The 14,459-nt window shown below is 64.7% G+C and carries 12 protein-coding genes; all 12 read left to right on the top strand.

Annotated elements, in window-relative coordinates:
• Positions 1-67 precede the first annotated feature (67 nt).
• The 12 genes from JQ573_RS34355 (at position 68) to JQ573_RS34300 (ending at position 13,679) form a co-directional block, all read left to right on the top strand.
• On the top strand, positions 68-466 hold the full coding sequence (locus JQ573_RS34355; protein WP_212319305.1) for a hypothetical protein: 399 nt from the start codon (positions 68-70) through the stop codon (positions 464-466).
• A 446-nt stretch (positions 467-912) separates the two neighbouring features.
• Positions 913-1,515: a DUF1419 domain-containing protein gene (locus JQ573_RS34350; protein ID WP_212319307.1), complete on the top strand. Its 603-nt coding sequence runs from the start codon at positions 913-915 to the stop codon at positions 1,513-1,515.
• A gap of 11 nt (positions 1,516-1,526) precedes the next feature.
• Positions 1,527-2,084 carry a hypothetical protein gene (locus JQ573_RS34345; RefSeq protein WP_212319309.1) on the top strand — a complete coding sequence of 186 codons (558 nt, stop codon included), beginning with the start codon at positions 1,527-1,529 and terminating at the stop codon, positions 2,082-2,084.
• A gap of 162 nt (positions 2,085-2,246) precedes the next feature.
• Positions 2,247-7,334: a helicase-related protein gene (locus JQ573_RS34340; protein WP_212319311.1), complete on the top strand. Its 5,088-nt coding sequence runs from the start codon at positions 2,247-2,249 to the stop codon at positions 7,332-7,334.
• Between the two features lie 254 nt (positions 7,335-7,588).
• Positions 7,589-9,271, top strand: coding sequence for a ParB N-terminal domain-containing protein (locus JQ573_RS34335; protein WP_212319313.1), 1,683 nt, complete (start codon positions 7,589-7,591; stop codon positions 9,269-9,271).
• Positions 9,272-9,357: 86 nt separating this feature from the next.
• Positions 9,358-9,831, top strand: coding sequence for a hypothetical protein (locus tag JQ573_RS34330; RefSeq protein ID WP_212319315.1), 474 nt, complete (start codon positions 9,358-9,360; stop codon positions 9,829-9,831).
• A complete protein-coding gene (locus JQ573_RS34325) occupies positions 9,828-10,700 on the top strand; it encodes a DUF7007 domain-containing protein (protein ID WP_212319317.1) in 873 nt (290 codons plus the stop codon). Before JQ573_RS34330 ends, JQ573_RS34325 begins: the two co-directional genes overlap by 4 nt.
• Positions 10,701-10,703: 3 nt before the next feature.
• Positions 10,704-10,907, top strand: coding sequence for a hypothetical protein (locus tag JQ573_RS34320; protein ID WP_212319319.1), 204 nt, complete (start codon positions 10,704-10,706; stop codon positions 10,905-10,907).
• Complete coding sequence (locus JQ573_RS34315; protein ID WP_212319321.1) at positions 10,904-11,155, top strand: hypothetical protein; 252 nt, start codon at positions 10,904-10,906, stop codon at positions 11,153-11,155. Before JQ573_RS34320 ends, JQ573_RS34315 begins: the two co-directional genes overlap by 4 nt.
• A complete protein-coding gene (locus JQ573_RS34310) occupies positions 11,152-11,472 on the top strand; it encodes a hypothetical protein (protein WP_212319323.1) in 321 nt (106 codons plus the stop codon). The genes JQ573_RS34315 and JQ573_RS34310 overlap by 4 nt, the downstream gene beginning before the upstream one ends.
• A gap of 401 nt (positions 11,473-11,873) precedes the next feature.
• Positions 11,874-12,461: a hypothetical protein gene (locus tag JQ573_RS34305; RefSeq protein ID WP_212319325.1), complete on the top strand. Its 588-nt coding sequence runs from the start codon at positions 11,874-11,876 to the stop codon at positions 12,459-12,461.
• Positions 12,462-12,752: 291 nt separating this feature from the next.
• Positions 12,753-13,679: an ArdC family protein gene (locus JQ573_RS34300; RefSeq protein WP_212319327.1), complete on the top strand. Its 927-nt coding sequence runs from the start codon at positions 12,753-12,755 to the stop codon at positions 13,677-13,679.
• Positions 13,680-14,459 lie beyond the last annotated feature (780 nt).

Genomic DNA, 14,459 nt, shown 5'->3' with positions numbered 1-14,459 from the left:
ACCCTCCGGACCGGAGAGGCGGCCGCCCTGAGGGTGTTTGCAACACCCAACGGAAAGGCGCCCAGCCATGCCTCTATTCACGATCGAGACAACCTATCGCTTGCCGGTCTATCGTCACCAGACCTATGAGGCCGCGAGCATTGACGAGGCCTGCCGCCTTGCCATCGACGACGACGATTGGTCTGACGAGAAACACGACCACGAGTCCGCTGGCGAAACCTGTGTGACCGGCATCTGGGCCGGCGAAAGCGCCGCCTACAGCGGCGCTGCGCAGCCGATTTTGTCCCACTATGCCGAGACGCCGCAGCGCATCGCCCTGCACTTCGAGGTGCTGCTCGGGCTCATCAAGGTTCTCGCGGGCCAAGGCGACATCGAAAAGCCTGACCGCGCCTTCTGGCTTGACCGCGCGCAGCCAGCGATCGCCTTGGCGGAAGCCCTTCTCGCCGGCGAGCGCGACCCGGATTAAGCGAGCCACGCCGCGCCGAAGGCGCATCGATCACGTCTGCCGCATCTGAAGACCCTGCTGCATCGCGCGTGGCGATCGCCGCATCGGTCGGTGATCTGTTGGACGCGGCGACCCGCGGGTCAACGGGCAAGCCGTTCCCCATCGCGACCCGCGATTGGAGATCCTCGCGCCGGAACCCCGCCCTGCAAGCGCCGACCGCGACGGAAAAGCAAAAGGCGATGTGAGCGTGCAGATAGGGTCCGAGATGGGGAGAACGGGAAAACCGAAAACCCGCTGCCGCATGCCCGGCCGGCGCGTCAAGGGTGAAGCTTCGCCCGCGTGCCGCGGCCCTTGACCCGCCGGACCGGAGAGGCGGCTGCCGAGGAGGTGTGACGAAGGACTGAAGTGATGAGGAGATCAGGCGGATCCCGCGCGCTTCAGCCCGGCCAGGCCAAGAGGAGCCGCCGATGCACACCTCCCCGACAATCCGCAAAATCTTCGAGGGCGTTGCGACACGCCATGACATGTACCGCATGTTCAACCGCCATCGTGGCAATCCGACCATGGCCGACGGCGATACCGGCCATCTCTTCGCCGGTGAGTGGTTCGAGATCAGCGAAGCCGACCACGATTATATGTTCGAGATCCTGCCGCCGCTGTTCATGCGGCCCGACATGTTCGCGATGCGCGAATACCTGACCGGCAGCGTCACCGGCGTCTTCTTCTCGCCCTCGATCGACGGCCGCAAGCGTTTCTTCCACAGCTATTGCGATCTTTCGGACAAGGCCTCTCCGGATCGCACCAAGGCGGCGATCATCGAGCGCGAATCGCGGCCGGTCCGCGCCATGACGCGCGAAGAACGCCTCGATCACATCTGGTCGAGCACCCACGATGATTATCGCGGCTATGCCGGCAAGCGCTGGCCCGCCGCGCTTCAAGGCAGGCGCACCGTGCTGGTCTATGCCGGCCGGGAGGGCACGGTGCTGAAGCTGCTCGACGATCTGACCGAGCAGGAGATCGCGGAAAAGCTGCCGGTTCAACTGCGGCATCTTCCGCAACTTGCGGCCTGAGGGAGGATGTCATGGCAGACTATCACTTCCCGACCGTTGTCCAGCCGAACATCCCGGCGGCGGACATGACACCGTTGGAGCGCCTGATCCTCGACCTCGTCTTCGACGCCGAGAATGAGGAGGGCGGCATCTACTATCATTCTTGGTGCGGCCCGAGTGACTTCGTCACCCTGTCCGTCGATGATTTGCGGACTGCTTGCGCGGCTTCGCACGAACAGGGCGAAAGCAGGATAGGCAACCACGTCATCGCGCTGCTCGCGCGATACGACGCAGACGCCGGCGGCGATCCGCCCGACGACATCGACGTCGATCTCACCGACTCCGACACCGGCTGGGATCAGATATTTCAGGACATCACACGCCGTTCAGCCGCGATCAACGAGATTGTGGTCACAACCGCGTTTACCTGCACGAAGATGCGGCCGGACGGCTTCGGCGGCAGTGTGATGCTCATCACGGCCGATGCTATCCGCTACCGGTCTACAACTGACATCCTTGAAGAGTTCTGGAACGAGGCCGCCAAGGCGGCCGCCGCTCGCCAAGTCCCCACGTCCACGGACCGCCCATAGGCGGCGTCCCCTGATGCACTGCGACACGCCCGGCCAAGCGCCGGGCTTCGCTTTTCTGGCGCCGGCAGATCGCCCGGTCGCTCCACCAACCCGATGCGAACGCTATCGCCTGCCTGCCCGGCGGGAGGACGGCACGCGCCTCTATCACAAGGAGATTCTTCTATGGCGCATAATGATCCCTTCACCCTCGATCTCTTCGGCAACACCTCGCTGGCGTCCGGCCTCGGGCTTGGCGTGTCGGCCTTCCCTACGCCCATTGAAGTCGACGATAACGATCACGCCCGGTCGTCGCCAACACCAGATCGTCGTTCGGTTGCGTCGTCTCCTTCGACGCCGGCGCCGACCCAGGGTAAGAATTTTCACCTCATTGGGAATCGTGGGCTTGCGAAGAGTTGGCGCGATCGCGCGCGGGATAATCTCGCAGCGATTCGGCTTGCAGCGGCGATCGAGGCCGAAGGCCGGCAGGCGACGTCGGACGAACAGGCACACCTCATTCGATTCACTGGCTTCGGCGCGTCCGAGCTCGCCAACGGCGTCTTCCGGCGCCCGGGCGAGGACGCGTTCCGGAAAGGCTGGGAGGAGATCGGTGGGGAGCTCGAGGGCCTTGTGGACGCCGGGTCCTACGCCTCGCTCGCCCGCTGCACCCAGTACGCCCATTTCACACCGGAATACATCGTCCGCGCGATCTGGACGGCTGTACAGAGGCTTGGCTTCCGCGGCGGCCGCGTGCTTGAACCCGGTATCGGCAGCGGTCTTTTCCCCGCGTTGATGCCGGCAGGGCTGCGCGACTTCTGCCACATCACCGGCGTGGAGCTCGACCCGGTGACTGCCCGGATCGCGGAACTCCTGCAGCCACGCGCCAAGATCCTCAACGAGGATTTTGCCCGAGCCGAGCTGAAGCCGCACTTCGACCTCGCGATCGGCAACCCGCCCTTTTCCGACCGCACCGTTCGCAGCGATCGTGCCTACCGCGCGCTCGGCTTGCGCCTGCATGACTACTTCATCGCGAAGTCGATCGATCGTCTCAAGCGCGGCGGGCTTGCCGCGTTTGTCACCTCCTCTGGCACAATGGACAAGACGGATGCGTCCGCACGCCAACACTTCGCCGCGATGGCCGATCTCGTCGGCGCAATCCGCCTGCCGGAGGGTAGTTTTCGCGCCGACGCCGGCACCGACGTCGTCGTCGACGTCCTGTTCTTTCGGAAGCGCTTCGACGCGGAATCCGCCGGTGATAATGCGTGGCTCGATCTCGCCGAGGTCCGCGCCGGGACCGATGAGGGAGCGATCCGGATCAACCGGTATTTCGCCGAGCATCCGGAGATGGTGCTCGGCACACACGCTCTCGCTTCGGGCCCGTACGGCGAAGCCTACACTTGCCTGCCGCGCGCAGACACCGATCTGGACGAGGCGCTCGCGGCCGCGATCCTCCATCTGCCGCAAGCGGTTTACGATGGGACGCCGGAGGCGATCGGTCCGGATGATTGCGAGGCGGCTGTTCGCGGAACACGTGAGGAGTACGGTTCCTCGGTCCGCGATGGCAGCTACTTCATCGGGTCGAACGGCGCCCTGATGCAGATGATCGATGGCACGGCCGCCACCATCAAGGTCAAGAAGAGCCGGTCGGCCGCCGGCATCTTCGAGAAGCATGCGCGCCTCATCCGCAAGCTGATCCCGATTCGCGATGCCGTGCGCGAAATCCTCAAGACCCAGGAGGCGGATCAGTCCTGGAACCAGTCGCAGATCCGGCTTCGCATTGCCTGGAGCTCCTTCGTTCGGGATTTCGGACCAATCAACACCACGGTCGTGTCGTCCGTCGAGGACGAAGAAACCGGCGAGGCGCGCGAGACGCACCGCCGACCGAACCTTGCCCCCTTTGCGGACGATCCCGACTGTTGGCTGGTCGCGTCGATCGAGGATTATGGCCTCGAAACGAATACCGCCAAGCCTGGGCCGATCTTCACCGAGCGCGTGATCGCACCGCCGTCGGCGCCGGTCATCACCTCGGCGATCGATGCGCTCGCTGTGGTGCTCAACGAGCGCGGCACCGTCGACCCGGAACACGTCGCCGAGCTTTTGCACGGCAATGTCGATGCTGCGATTGAGGAACTTGGCGATGCCATCTTTCGCGATCCGGAAAGCGGCGCCTGGCAGACGGCGGACGCTTATCTCTCCGGCGCGGTGCGCTCCAAGCTTGCCGCGGCACGCGCCGCCGCCGAGCTCGACCCGTCGTTCGCCCGCAACGTCGCGGCGCTCGAGCGGGTTCAGCCGCCTGATCTGCGGCCCTCCGACATCACCGCCCGCCTCGGCGCGCCCTGGATTCCCGCAGCCGACATCATCGCCTTCGTCAAGGAGACGATGGATGCCGACATCACGATCCACCACACGGCCGAACTCGCCTGCTGGACGGTGAATGCGCGGCAACTGTCGTGGACGGCCGCGGGCACGACGGAATGGGGCACGCATCGCCGCCATGCCGGAGAGCTCCTCTCGGACGCGCTGAACTCGTCGATCCCGCAGATCTTTGACATCGTGAAGGAGGGTGACAGCGAGCGGCGCATCCTCAATACGGTCGAGACCGAGGCGGCGAAGGAGAAGCTCGCCAAGATCAAGAGCGCGTTCCAGACTTGGATCTGGTCAGATCCGGATCGCACCGATCGCCTGGCGCGGCTCTACAACGACACCTTCAACAACATCGTGCCCCGTCACTTCGACGGATCGCATCTCAAGCTTCCGGGCGCCTCTGGCGCCTTTTCTCTTTATGGGCACCAGAAGCGTGCCATCTGGCGCATCATCTCCTCCGGAAGTACGTACGTCGCCCACGCCGTCGGCGCCGGCAAGACGCTGTCGATCGCGGCCGCGATCATGGAGCAGCGCCGGCTCGGCCTAATCAACAAGGCCATGCTTGTCGTGCCGGGCCACTGCCTTGCGCAGGCGGCGCGCGAGTTCCTGGCGCTCTATCCCAATGCCCGTATCCTGGTCGCCGACGAGACCAATTTCGTGAGGGAGAAGCGGCATCGTTTCCTGTCGCGCGCGGCGACCGCGAACTGGGATGCGATCATCATCACCCATTCCGCCTTCAAGTTCATTCCGGTTCCGTCTGCGTTCGAGCAGGAGATGCTGCAGGACGAGCTGGAGGCGTATGAAGAGCTGCTCACCCGCATCGACTCGCAGGACCGGCTTTCGCGCAAGCGCGTCGAGCGCATGAAAGAGGGCCACAAGGAGCGGCTGGAGGCGCTGGCCTCGCGCAAGGACGACCTTCTCACCATCTCCGAAATCGGCGTCGACCAGATCATCGTCGACGAGGCCCAGGAATTCCGCAAGCTCTCCTTCGCCACCAACATGACGTCCTTGCGCGGCGTCGATCCGAATGGCTCGCAACGGGCCTGGGACCTCTATGTGAAATCCCGCTACGTCGACATGAAGAACCCCGGCCGCGCACTCGTACTCGCGTCCGGCACGCCGATTACCAACACGCTTGGCGAAATGTTCACCGTGCAGCGGCTGATGGACCACGCGGCGCTGCGCGAGCGTGGTCTGCATGAGTTCGACGCATGGGCGTCCACCTTCGGCGACACGTCGACCGAGTTGGAGCTCCAGCCCTCGGGCAAGTACCGGCCGGTGACGCGCTTCGCGCAGTTCGTCAACGTCCCCGAACTCATCGCCATGTTCCGCTCCTTTGCCGACGTGGTGCTGCCGGAGGACCTGCGCGGCTTTGTGAAGGTCCCGAGCATCGCCGGCGGCAAGCGCCAGATCATCACCGCGGAGCCGACGGCGGCCTTCAAGGCTTACCAGCGCCTGCTCGACGAGCGCATCACCGCGATCGAAGAACGCGACCGGGCGCCGGAGCCCGGCGACGACATACTGCTCTCGGTCATCACCGACGGCCGACACGCTGCGATCGACCTGCGGCTGGTCGATCCGGCTCAGGGCAATGAAGCCGGAAACAAGCTCAACGCCCTCGTCGTCAACGCCTTCCGCGTCTGGACCGAGACCGGCGCGAGCACCTATCGTCGCAAGGATGGCCAGCCCTTCGATAAACCTGGCGCAGGCCAGCTCATCTTCTCGGACCTCGGCACCCTCTCGGTCGAGGCCACGCGCGGCTTCTCGGCCTATCGTTGGATTAGGAATGAGCTCGTTCGTCTCGGCGTGCCGGCGTCAGAGATCGCCTACATGCAGGACTTCAAGAAATCCGAGGCGAAGCAGCGCCTGTTCAACGACTTCAATGCGGGCAAGGTCCGTTTCATCATCGGCTCGTCTGACACCATGGGCACGGGCGTCAATGTGCAGCCACGGCTGAAGGCCTTGCATCATCTCGACGTGCCGTGGCTGCCCTCGCAGATCGAACAGCGAGAGGGCCGGATCGTCCGGCAAGGCAACCAGCACGACGAGGTCGATGTCTTCGCCTATGCGACGCTCGGGTCGCTCGATGCCACGATGTGGCAAAACAATGAGAGGAAGGCGCGGTTCATCGCGGCCGCATTGTCGGGTGATACCAGTGTTCGCCGCCTCGAGGACCTTGGCGAGGGCCAGGCGAACCAGTTCGCCATGGCGAAAGCCATCGCCTCAGGCGATCCGCGCCTGATGCAGAAGGCGGGACTTGAAGCCGAGATCGCGCGCCTCGAGAGGCTGCGCGCCGCCCATATCGATAACCAACACGCCATCCGTCGACAGGTTCGTGACGCCGAGCGTGAGATCGAGCGCGCCACCCGGCGTATCGATGAGATCGGACGCGATATCGCGCGGTTGAAGCCGACGACCGGCGACGCCTTCGCCATGAGTGTGAAAGGGACGCTTTTTACGGAGCGCAAGCTCGCCGGGCGCGCCCTCATGCAGGAGATCCTGACACTCGTGCAGCTCCAGCACGAGAAGGAAATCGTCATCGCCTCGATCGGTGGATTCGATCGCTCTTTCGAGGGGCGTCGTGTCGGACGTGAGGGCTACATCTACACGACCACGCTGGCGCGCACAGGCGCCAGCTTCGAGATCGAGCTCGGCATGACCGTCACGCCGCTCGGCGCTGTCGTCCGCCTCGAACACGCGCTCTCCAACCTTGAGGGCGAGCAGGAGGCGTATCGGAATCGCCTGACTGACGCGCGCCGGCGCCTCGCCACTTACGGCGCCCGCGTGGGAGAGGCCTTTGCCTTCGAGGCCGAACTCGATCTGAAGCATGACGAGCTTGCCGCGATTGAAGCCGAGCTTGCCGTCAGCGATCCCAATCTGAAAAAGCAGGTGGACAGCCTGGCGGCATGAGGAAGCGAAAAGAAAACCTCCTCGCAGAGCGGCCAGATCAGCGCCGCTAACGCTCAACCGACCGCCTCGCGATCCCGGCCACGGCGCGCTCGCAAGGCGCGCTGACGCGCCCCGCTCACGCCTGCCGGGCAGGGCTGCTCGCCGGCAGTTGCGCCGCCCCGGCCGCTCCGCGGGGTGGATGAGGGTCTTCGGAAAGAAGACGAGAGGGACCGCCAGGAAAACGCGGTCCACAACCCCTGAAATGGAGAAGGTTCATGAGACTGATAACGATCGATCCGCGCGCGCTTAAGCCCAATCCGGATCCAACGCGGCGTACGGCTGCGGCACCGCAGGCCGACGCGCTCCTGCTCGCCACGATTAAGGCAGTCGGCATCGTGCAGCCCCCGATCATCTCGCCGCAGCAGGACGGCGGCAACGGCTATTACATTCAATACGGGCATCGCCGCGTTTCGCAGGCGATCGCCGCGGAGCTGGCGGAGATCGAGGTGCTCGTCGCCGATCCCGAGACGGACAAGGATGCGCTGCGCGCCATCGTCGAGAATGTCGCGCGCGAGGGCATGAACCCGGTCGATCTGTGGCGTTCGATCGAGCGGTTGGTCGGGCTCGGCTGGACGGAGGAATCGATCGCCATCGCGCTCGCCCAGTCCGTGCGCCAGGTCCGCAAGCTGCGACTCCTCGCGAACGTCCTGCCGGCGATGCTCGACCAAATGGCTCGCGGCGATATGCCGAGCGAACAACAGTTGCGCATTATCGCTGCCGCGACCGACGAGGAACAGGGCGAGGTCTGGAAAAAGCATAAGCCGAAGAAGGGCCAGCCGACCGTCTCCTGGAATGACGTCGCGCGGGCTTTGACGCGCATCCGGATGTACGCGCGCGATGCGAGCTTCGACGATGATCTCGCCAAGGCCTACGGCATCGTCTGGCAGGAGGATCTGTTCGCGCCGGCCAACGAAGACAGCCGCTACTCGACCGACGTCGAGGCCTTTCTCGGCGCCCAGCACGAATGGATGGCCAATCATCTGCCGAAGCGTGGCGCCATCATTGAGGTCAACGAGTGGGGCCAGCCGAAACTGCCGCCCAAGGCTGAGCGCGTGTATGGCAAGCCTGGCAAATCCGACCACGTCGGCATGTACCTCGACCGTAGTGGCAAGGTCGAGACGGTCGCCTATCGGGTCCCGAAGCCGGACAAGAAGACCAAGGGCGCCCCGGCTGGAGGCGACGACGCAGCCGCGGTGGCGAAGCCAAGGCCAGACGTGACGCGCAAGGGGCGCGAGATGATCGGCGACATTCGCACCGATGCGCTGCACGAAGCGCTCGGCCGTGCGCCGATTGAGGAGGACACTCTTCTTGCCCTGCTCGTTCTTGCCTTCGCCGGTCAGAACGTCAGCATTGCCTCGGGTGCATCGGACAATCCCTACGGCCATGCACGGGTCGAGCGGCACGTCGTCCGGCTCATCTCCCAGGAGGGCAAGCTCGACTTCGACCGGGAGACCCTGCACCAGGTCGGCCGTTCTGTCCTGAGCGATGTCCTTTCGTGCCGTGAGAACCGCTCGGACAGCGGCGTTGTCGCGCGCATCGCCGGCGAAGCGATTCGCGCGGACGCCTTCCTGCCGAACATGGGCACGGAGGAATTTCTATCCTGCCTCTCGCGTCCCGCACTCGAGGGCGCCTGCGCCGGCACGTCCATCCTGCCTCGCCCGCGCGCGAAGGACACCAGGGCCGAGCTCGTGAAGCACTTCGCCGATGGCCAGTTCGTCCATCCGAGCGCGCTGTTCGCCCCGCCGCTTGAGAACGTCACGACGTGGGTTGGGCGCTTCTCCGGCAACACCGATCCGGACGATGAACGCGACAGGCCGTCGGAAGCGTCCGACGTGCAAGCCGAGGACACGGATGCGGAAGACGACACGCCCACTGGCTTCGCCGAAGCTGCGGAATAACGGCGGTCCGGCCCCTTCGAACGATCTCCGCCGCCGGCTTCGAGCTGGCGGCGGTTCTGTTTCTCCATCACCGACAGGAGGATATCATGTCTGCGCAATCGATCTACGACCAAGCGCCGATCGGCGCGCTCATCCGCTGTTCGGACGGCACGCCGCGGCCGCCGCAGCGATTCAAACACAAGCTTGTGGCTTGGGAGAACAACAACAATGGCGGACGCCTCGTCCGCAAAGTCGAGCCTCATACGAGCGGCAACCACACGACACCGGCGAGCTTCACTCTGCACCAGGGCGACTTTGGCAGTGCCGGCGTCGTGGTGCTCAAGGTCTTCAAGACCTTTTCCGCAAGTTCGCCGTTAACCTTCACCATCGTGGAACGGCCGAAGCCCGGCATGGTGCGCGTTCTCGATCGGTCCGGTGAGCGCGCCGAGCTCCTCCACCTCGCAGCCGATCGCCCCGCGGCGCTAGCCTGGCTCGCTTCGCATCGCTATTCGGATGCCGTGTTCGACGAGGTCATCGATGACGGTGCGGCGTCAGGCTCTGGCGAAGGGAGGGCAGCATGACCGCGCCTCGAACCTCCGATCAGGCCAACAATCCCACCCCCGCCTCGGCGGGGGTTTTGTTTACCCGAACTCATGACGGTCTTCTCGTCGCCAAGGTCCGCGACAATGCTTTGGCGATGATGCCGGCCACGAACGGCCGCTACTATCTCGCCTCGGCCGGGCTCTTGTCGCGGCCGATGGAAGAATGGTCACGTGCCGATTTTTACGGTCATGGCGGCGAACTCGCGGCCGAAGCTGCCTTCCGCGCCCGCGTCCACGAGAATGCCGAGCATCAGCGCCAGCGCGCCACTCTCGGGCGTCGAGAAATCCGTACCGGCGCCAATACGCCGTGGGGCGCCTCGCAATGCGCGGCCGTCTATGCCGATGGCGTCATCTCGCACTCAACCGCCGGACACGGCGGCTTTCATCTCGATGCTGCGCATAATGCAAAGGTCCACCCTGCCCTTCGCGCGCGTGGCGGCTGGTACGAAGAGGATTGTGCGTGGGCGGCTGTCGCGCAAGCGCTTCCGGAATTGTTCACCGACTACGAACGGCGTTGCGCCGATCAAACCATCCGCGATTGGTATCCAGACGCGTGGGAGACGATTCACGGGCGCCCGCTTCTGCCGGGAGAATCTCACAAGAAGGATCGCCAGGCCTTCGAGCGAGATCACGCCTCCGACTGGATCGTGATCTCGGCCATCCGCTCCGATCACCATCGTGGGATGACAGAATGCGTCGCCACGCTCGGCGGCGATCGCCGCGCGGCCGAGCAGCGGCGCTATCTCGTGGCGTCCGACGAATATCACGTCGGCCGATTCGGCTTCGTGATCAATGAGGTGCGCCACCGACTCTACGGCGGTCCTTCCAACTTCGTCGGATGGAGGTGACCCATGCCCTGGCGCCTCATCGCCAAAGCTTTCGGCTGGCGCACGGCCACCGACGAGGACGGAGCGACGCCTATCCTCGTCGTCTGGCATCCCCGGCTTAGACAGCATTTTACCGGTTCCGAAGCCTGGAAGCGCGCCGTACGTCTCTCCATCCACGCGCCGCAACCTTACCCGGCCGACGCCGACAGAAAGGAAATTCAGTCATGACCGCCTACCCTGTCGCCGTGAATCTCCTCGTGCAGGCGCATCATCGTCCCGAGAGCGCCATCGCCGACGCGCTCAACGGCATCCTGACGCCGGATATGCGCAAGCATGCCGGCAACAATTCGGCGCTGATCGACTGGGCGATCGCCGGCGACGATATTGCATCATCCATCGCCGGGGTCTCGCTCCCGGATGACTACATGCCGGACGAGTCGTCCTTCCCTTTATGGCCCACGGGGACGGTGCGATGATCGAGCCCTCGCATCGGCGCTTCCTGCTCACGCGCATGGACGTCGCGCAAGCCGAGACGCAGCGCCATCTCGGCATCATAGAGCGTCAGATCGCAACACGCGCCGAACGTCTGACGACCACCGATCGGGCGAAGAGTCGGCACCACGGCCGTGCCGCATCGGGCTGGACAAACGCCGATGAGCGTCTGTTTCAGGAGCATGTCGCGAAGCTCACTTTGGCCCGTCGCGGCGAGATCGACGCTCTCACGCGCAAGCTCGATCGGCAGGAGAAGGCGATTGCCGAGTGTCGGACACGCCATGGCGTTTCTGCTGCATAGCGTTGAGGAGGCGGAGGGCCGCACCAATCGGAGCGTAAGCGGTGTGTGCGGACACTGCTGTCGCCGTCGAAAGAGCCCGGCGGTCTGACAAGACCTCTCACGGTTTCTGCGGCGGGCTCGCCCCTTGGCCGTCACTCCCTCGGTTTGTGCTGCGGTCTGAACCGGCCGCGGGCCGCTTCAAGGGCAAGTCGCAAGCGATCGGCGACCGCCGTCTCGTCATGGGAGGCCGCGTCCTTCGCAGGCCTGAAGGCCCGCTCGTCCGCAACCCGCCCATGCTCGCCTTGGCAGCCGCCGCCCCCTGAAGCGGCCCGCTGACGCCGGTTCTGGTCGACCGCACCCGAGGGAGCGACGGCCAAAGGGCCCGATCGCTTCCCAAGGCGAAACCGAGAAAGGATCTCATCATGACCAAGACCGCCCGTTCCCCTCGCGCCTCCGCCCGCGTCATCCCGCTTCGCCGCGCCACGACCCTCGAAATGGTCCACCTAGCCTGCCCCGACTCTCCTCAGGCGCTCCGCATCTCCGAGAGCTTCGGCCTCGCGATCCTCGACAGCGACGGCATCCGCGACCTGCACGAACGGCTCATCGTCGAGACCGCCGACGCCCTCAAGGACGGGCTCAGCGACCGTGCGATGGAAATTCATCTGCAGCGCATCGTCGGATCCTATGTCGGATCTGCCCACGGTGCCGGCCAGTTCTACTCGCGCGCCGTAACCGAGGCGCGCGAAGCGACCGCCAAGCTCGCCAACGACATGCGCGACGAGGACCTCGACGGTCCGGTCGGTTTCGACAGCCAGTCACAGCGCAAGCGCGAGTTCGCGGCCGACATGGGCCTGCAGGCACACGCACTCCGCATGGCGGCCGAGGGTGCCGTCGCCGCCTACGAGCAGGTCATCGGCGAGGCCTGGAAGCCTTTCGAGCGGCAGGTCGAACACGCCGGTGAAACCGTCACCAAGAAGGCCGCCGTGGCCCAGATGGCGGCATTCGAGTAGCCCTCAAGGCGGGGCTTCGGCCCCGCCTTTCATACGTCGCAACTCCGCGGGCCGGTCATGAGACCGGCCCGTTTTTTGTCGCTGGCGGAATCAAGCAAAACCAAAACCACGCATCGCGCCAGTGCGGCCCCTCCCGGTCCGTGGTCCTGCGGCGGGTGCGGCGCACGCGCAACGGCTTCGCCGTCCTCCGCTGCGCTGTGGCCCTATCGGGTGCGCGAGCGCCTGGCGCCGCCGCTGCGGTCCCCGTGAGGGGCCGCGACAGGCGCGGCCTCCAGAATGGAGGTCCTGGAAATGAGCAGGAAGGAAGAGAACCCGCGCGCCAATATCTACGCGCGGATCACAGATCGTGTCGTTGCCGATCTGGAGCGCGGTGTGCGTCCCTGGGTCAAGCCATGGAATGCGGCCAACGCGGCGGGGCGCATCACGCGGCCGCTGCGCCACAACGGCATGCCCTATCAGGGCATCAACGTCGTCCTGCTGTGGTCGGAAGCCGTCGCGCGCGGCTTCACGTCGCCGATCTGGATGACCTTCAAGCAATCGCTCGAACTCGGCGGCCATGTCCGGAAGGGCGAGAGCGGAACGATGGTGGTCTATGCAAACAAGATCACGAAGACCGAAACAGATGAGCATGGCGACGAAATGGAACGGGCCGTTCCGTTCCTGCGCGCCTATACGGTGTTCTGCGTCGACCAGATCGAGAATCTGCCTGATCACTATTATGGGCACCCGGCTCTCAGCATCGCGCCGGCACAGCGCATCGCGCATGTGGACACGTTCTTCGCCAACACCGGCGCGACCATCCGACATGGTGGCGACAAGGCCTTCTTCGCTCCGTCGCTCGACCTCATCCAGATGCCGCCATTCGAAGCCTTCCGCGACCCCGAAAGTTATTACGCGACGCTCGCGCATGAGACCGTGCATTGGGTTGGAGCGGAACATCGGATCAACAGAAATCTCAGCCGCTATCACAAGGACCGCAACGAAATGGCGCGCGAAGAATTATGTGCCGATTTGGGCGCTTGCTTTTTAAGCGCCGATCTTGGAATCGTGCCCGAACTCGAGCCGCGCACCGATCACGCAAGTTACGTGGCATCGTGGTTGGAGCTGCTGTGCAACGAGAAGCGCTTCATCTTCTCCGCGGCCGCGCACGCGCAGCGCGCCGTTACGTATCTGCACGATCTTCAACCGAAGTCGGCCGAGATTGAGAACGCCGCGTGAAGCGCGACCGTCAGGGCGTCGGATGCTTGCTCTTCATCGTTCACCTTTCTCAAATCACGAAGGCCCCGCCGCGCGGCGGGACTTTTCTCGCGAGCATTGTCACGCGTGTGCCGGCGACCGAAGATGGCGGTCGTTGCTACCTCCTGACCGAGCCATGCCGGCGAGAAAGGCCGGCGCGGGTCGCCTGGCTGTCCGAGATATCGGTCTGTCCTTGCGTCGACTGTCTTCTTGCGGCGACCGAGCCTTGTGGCATTGCAATCGGCGTCGTGGCTCCTGGCCTAGTCGCTGGGGCCGGGGAAACCGTCAGCGGTGCATGCGCGGGTCTCTTTCATCGTGCCTGGGACCGTCGCCATACGGTGTGGCGTGCCTGTCGCTCAATCGTGTCCCCATCGTTCGGCCTGACGCGCCCAATGCGTCCTCGATTTGGCATGTCTAACCGAAGGCCGTCGTCGCTGCGCTTCGCCTCGATTTCAAGACCGCAACGGCCGTGCTCAGCTTTCTTCCCCTGGGCGCTGCGCGCCCATTCCTCGCGAGACAAGAAAGCCTCGCCCTGGCCGCCCTCTACTGCGTGTCGGCCCTGCGGGTGCGGTCCAATCGCCTCCGGTCAACGACAGCCATCGAGGTCGCGATGGTCGCGGCCCGAGAAACGAAAGAGGACACGAACATGGCTACCATCGGCAACTTCACCGTGAACGGCAACGGCTTAGGTTACGCGCGAGAAGGTGTCCTTTAGCGCGCTGACTGTTGCGAGTTTTGCACGCAGACGTCCGGGTCAAGCGT

The sequence above is a fragment of the Bradyrhizobium sp. AUGA SZCCT0105 genome (assembly GCF_018129565.1).
Taxonomy (GTDB): Bacteria; Pseudomonadota; Alphaproteobacteria; order Rhizobiales; family Xanthobacteraceae; genus Bradyrhizobium.
Note: the sequence above shows the minus strand (reverse complement) of the source record. Positions and strands in the feature narration are given on the sequence as shown.

Coding starts and splice junctions, on each gene's coding strand:
- JQ573_RS34355 (WP_212319305.1), top strand. CDS start 68: ATGCCTCTATTCACGATCGAGACAACCTATCGCTTGCCGGTCTATCGT.
- JQ573_RS34350 (WP_212319307.1), top strand. CDS start 913: ATGCACACCTCCCCGACAATCCGCAAAATCTTCGAGGGCGTTGCGACA.
- JQ573_RS34345 (WP_212319309.1), top strand. CDS start 1,527: ATGGCAGACTATCACTTCCCGACCGTTGTCCAGCCGAACATCCCGGCG.
- JQ573_RS34340 (WP_212319311.1), top strand. CDS start 2,247: ATGGCGCATAATGATCCCTTCACCCTCGATCTCTTCGGCAACACCTCG.
- JQ573_RS34335 (WP_212319313.1), top strand. CDS start 7,589: ATGAGACTGATAACGATCGATCCGCGCGCGCTTAAGCCCAATCCGGAT.
- JQ573_RS34330 (WP_212319315.1), top strand. CDS start 9,358: ATGTCTGCGCAATCGATCTACGACCAAGCGCCGATCGGCGCGCTCATC.
- JQ573_RS34325 (WP_212319317.1), top strand. CDS start 9,828: ATGACCGCGCCTCGAACCTCCGATCAGGCCAACAATCCCACCCCCGCC.
- JQ573_RS34320 (WP_212319319.1), top strand. CDS start 10,704: ATGCCCTGGCGCCTCATCGCCAAAGCTTTCGGCTGGCGCACGGCCACC.
- JQ573_RS34315 (WP_212319321.1), top strand. CDS start 10,904: ATGACCGCCTACCCTGTCGCCGTGAATCTCCTCGTGCAGGCGCATCAT.
- JQ573_RS34310 (WP_212319323.1), top strand. CDS start 11,152: ATGATCGAGCCCTCGCATCGGCGCTTCCTGCTCACGCGCATGGACGTC.
- JQ573_RS34305 (WP_212319325.1), top strand. CDS start 11,874: ATGACCAAGACCGCCCGTTCCCCTCGCGCCTCCGCCCGCGTCATCCCG.
- JQ573_RS34300 (WP_212319327.1), top strand. CDS start 12,753: ATGAGCAGGAAGGAAGAGAACCCGCGCGCCAATATCTACGCGCGGATC.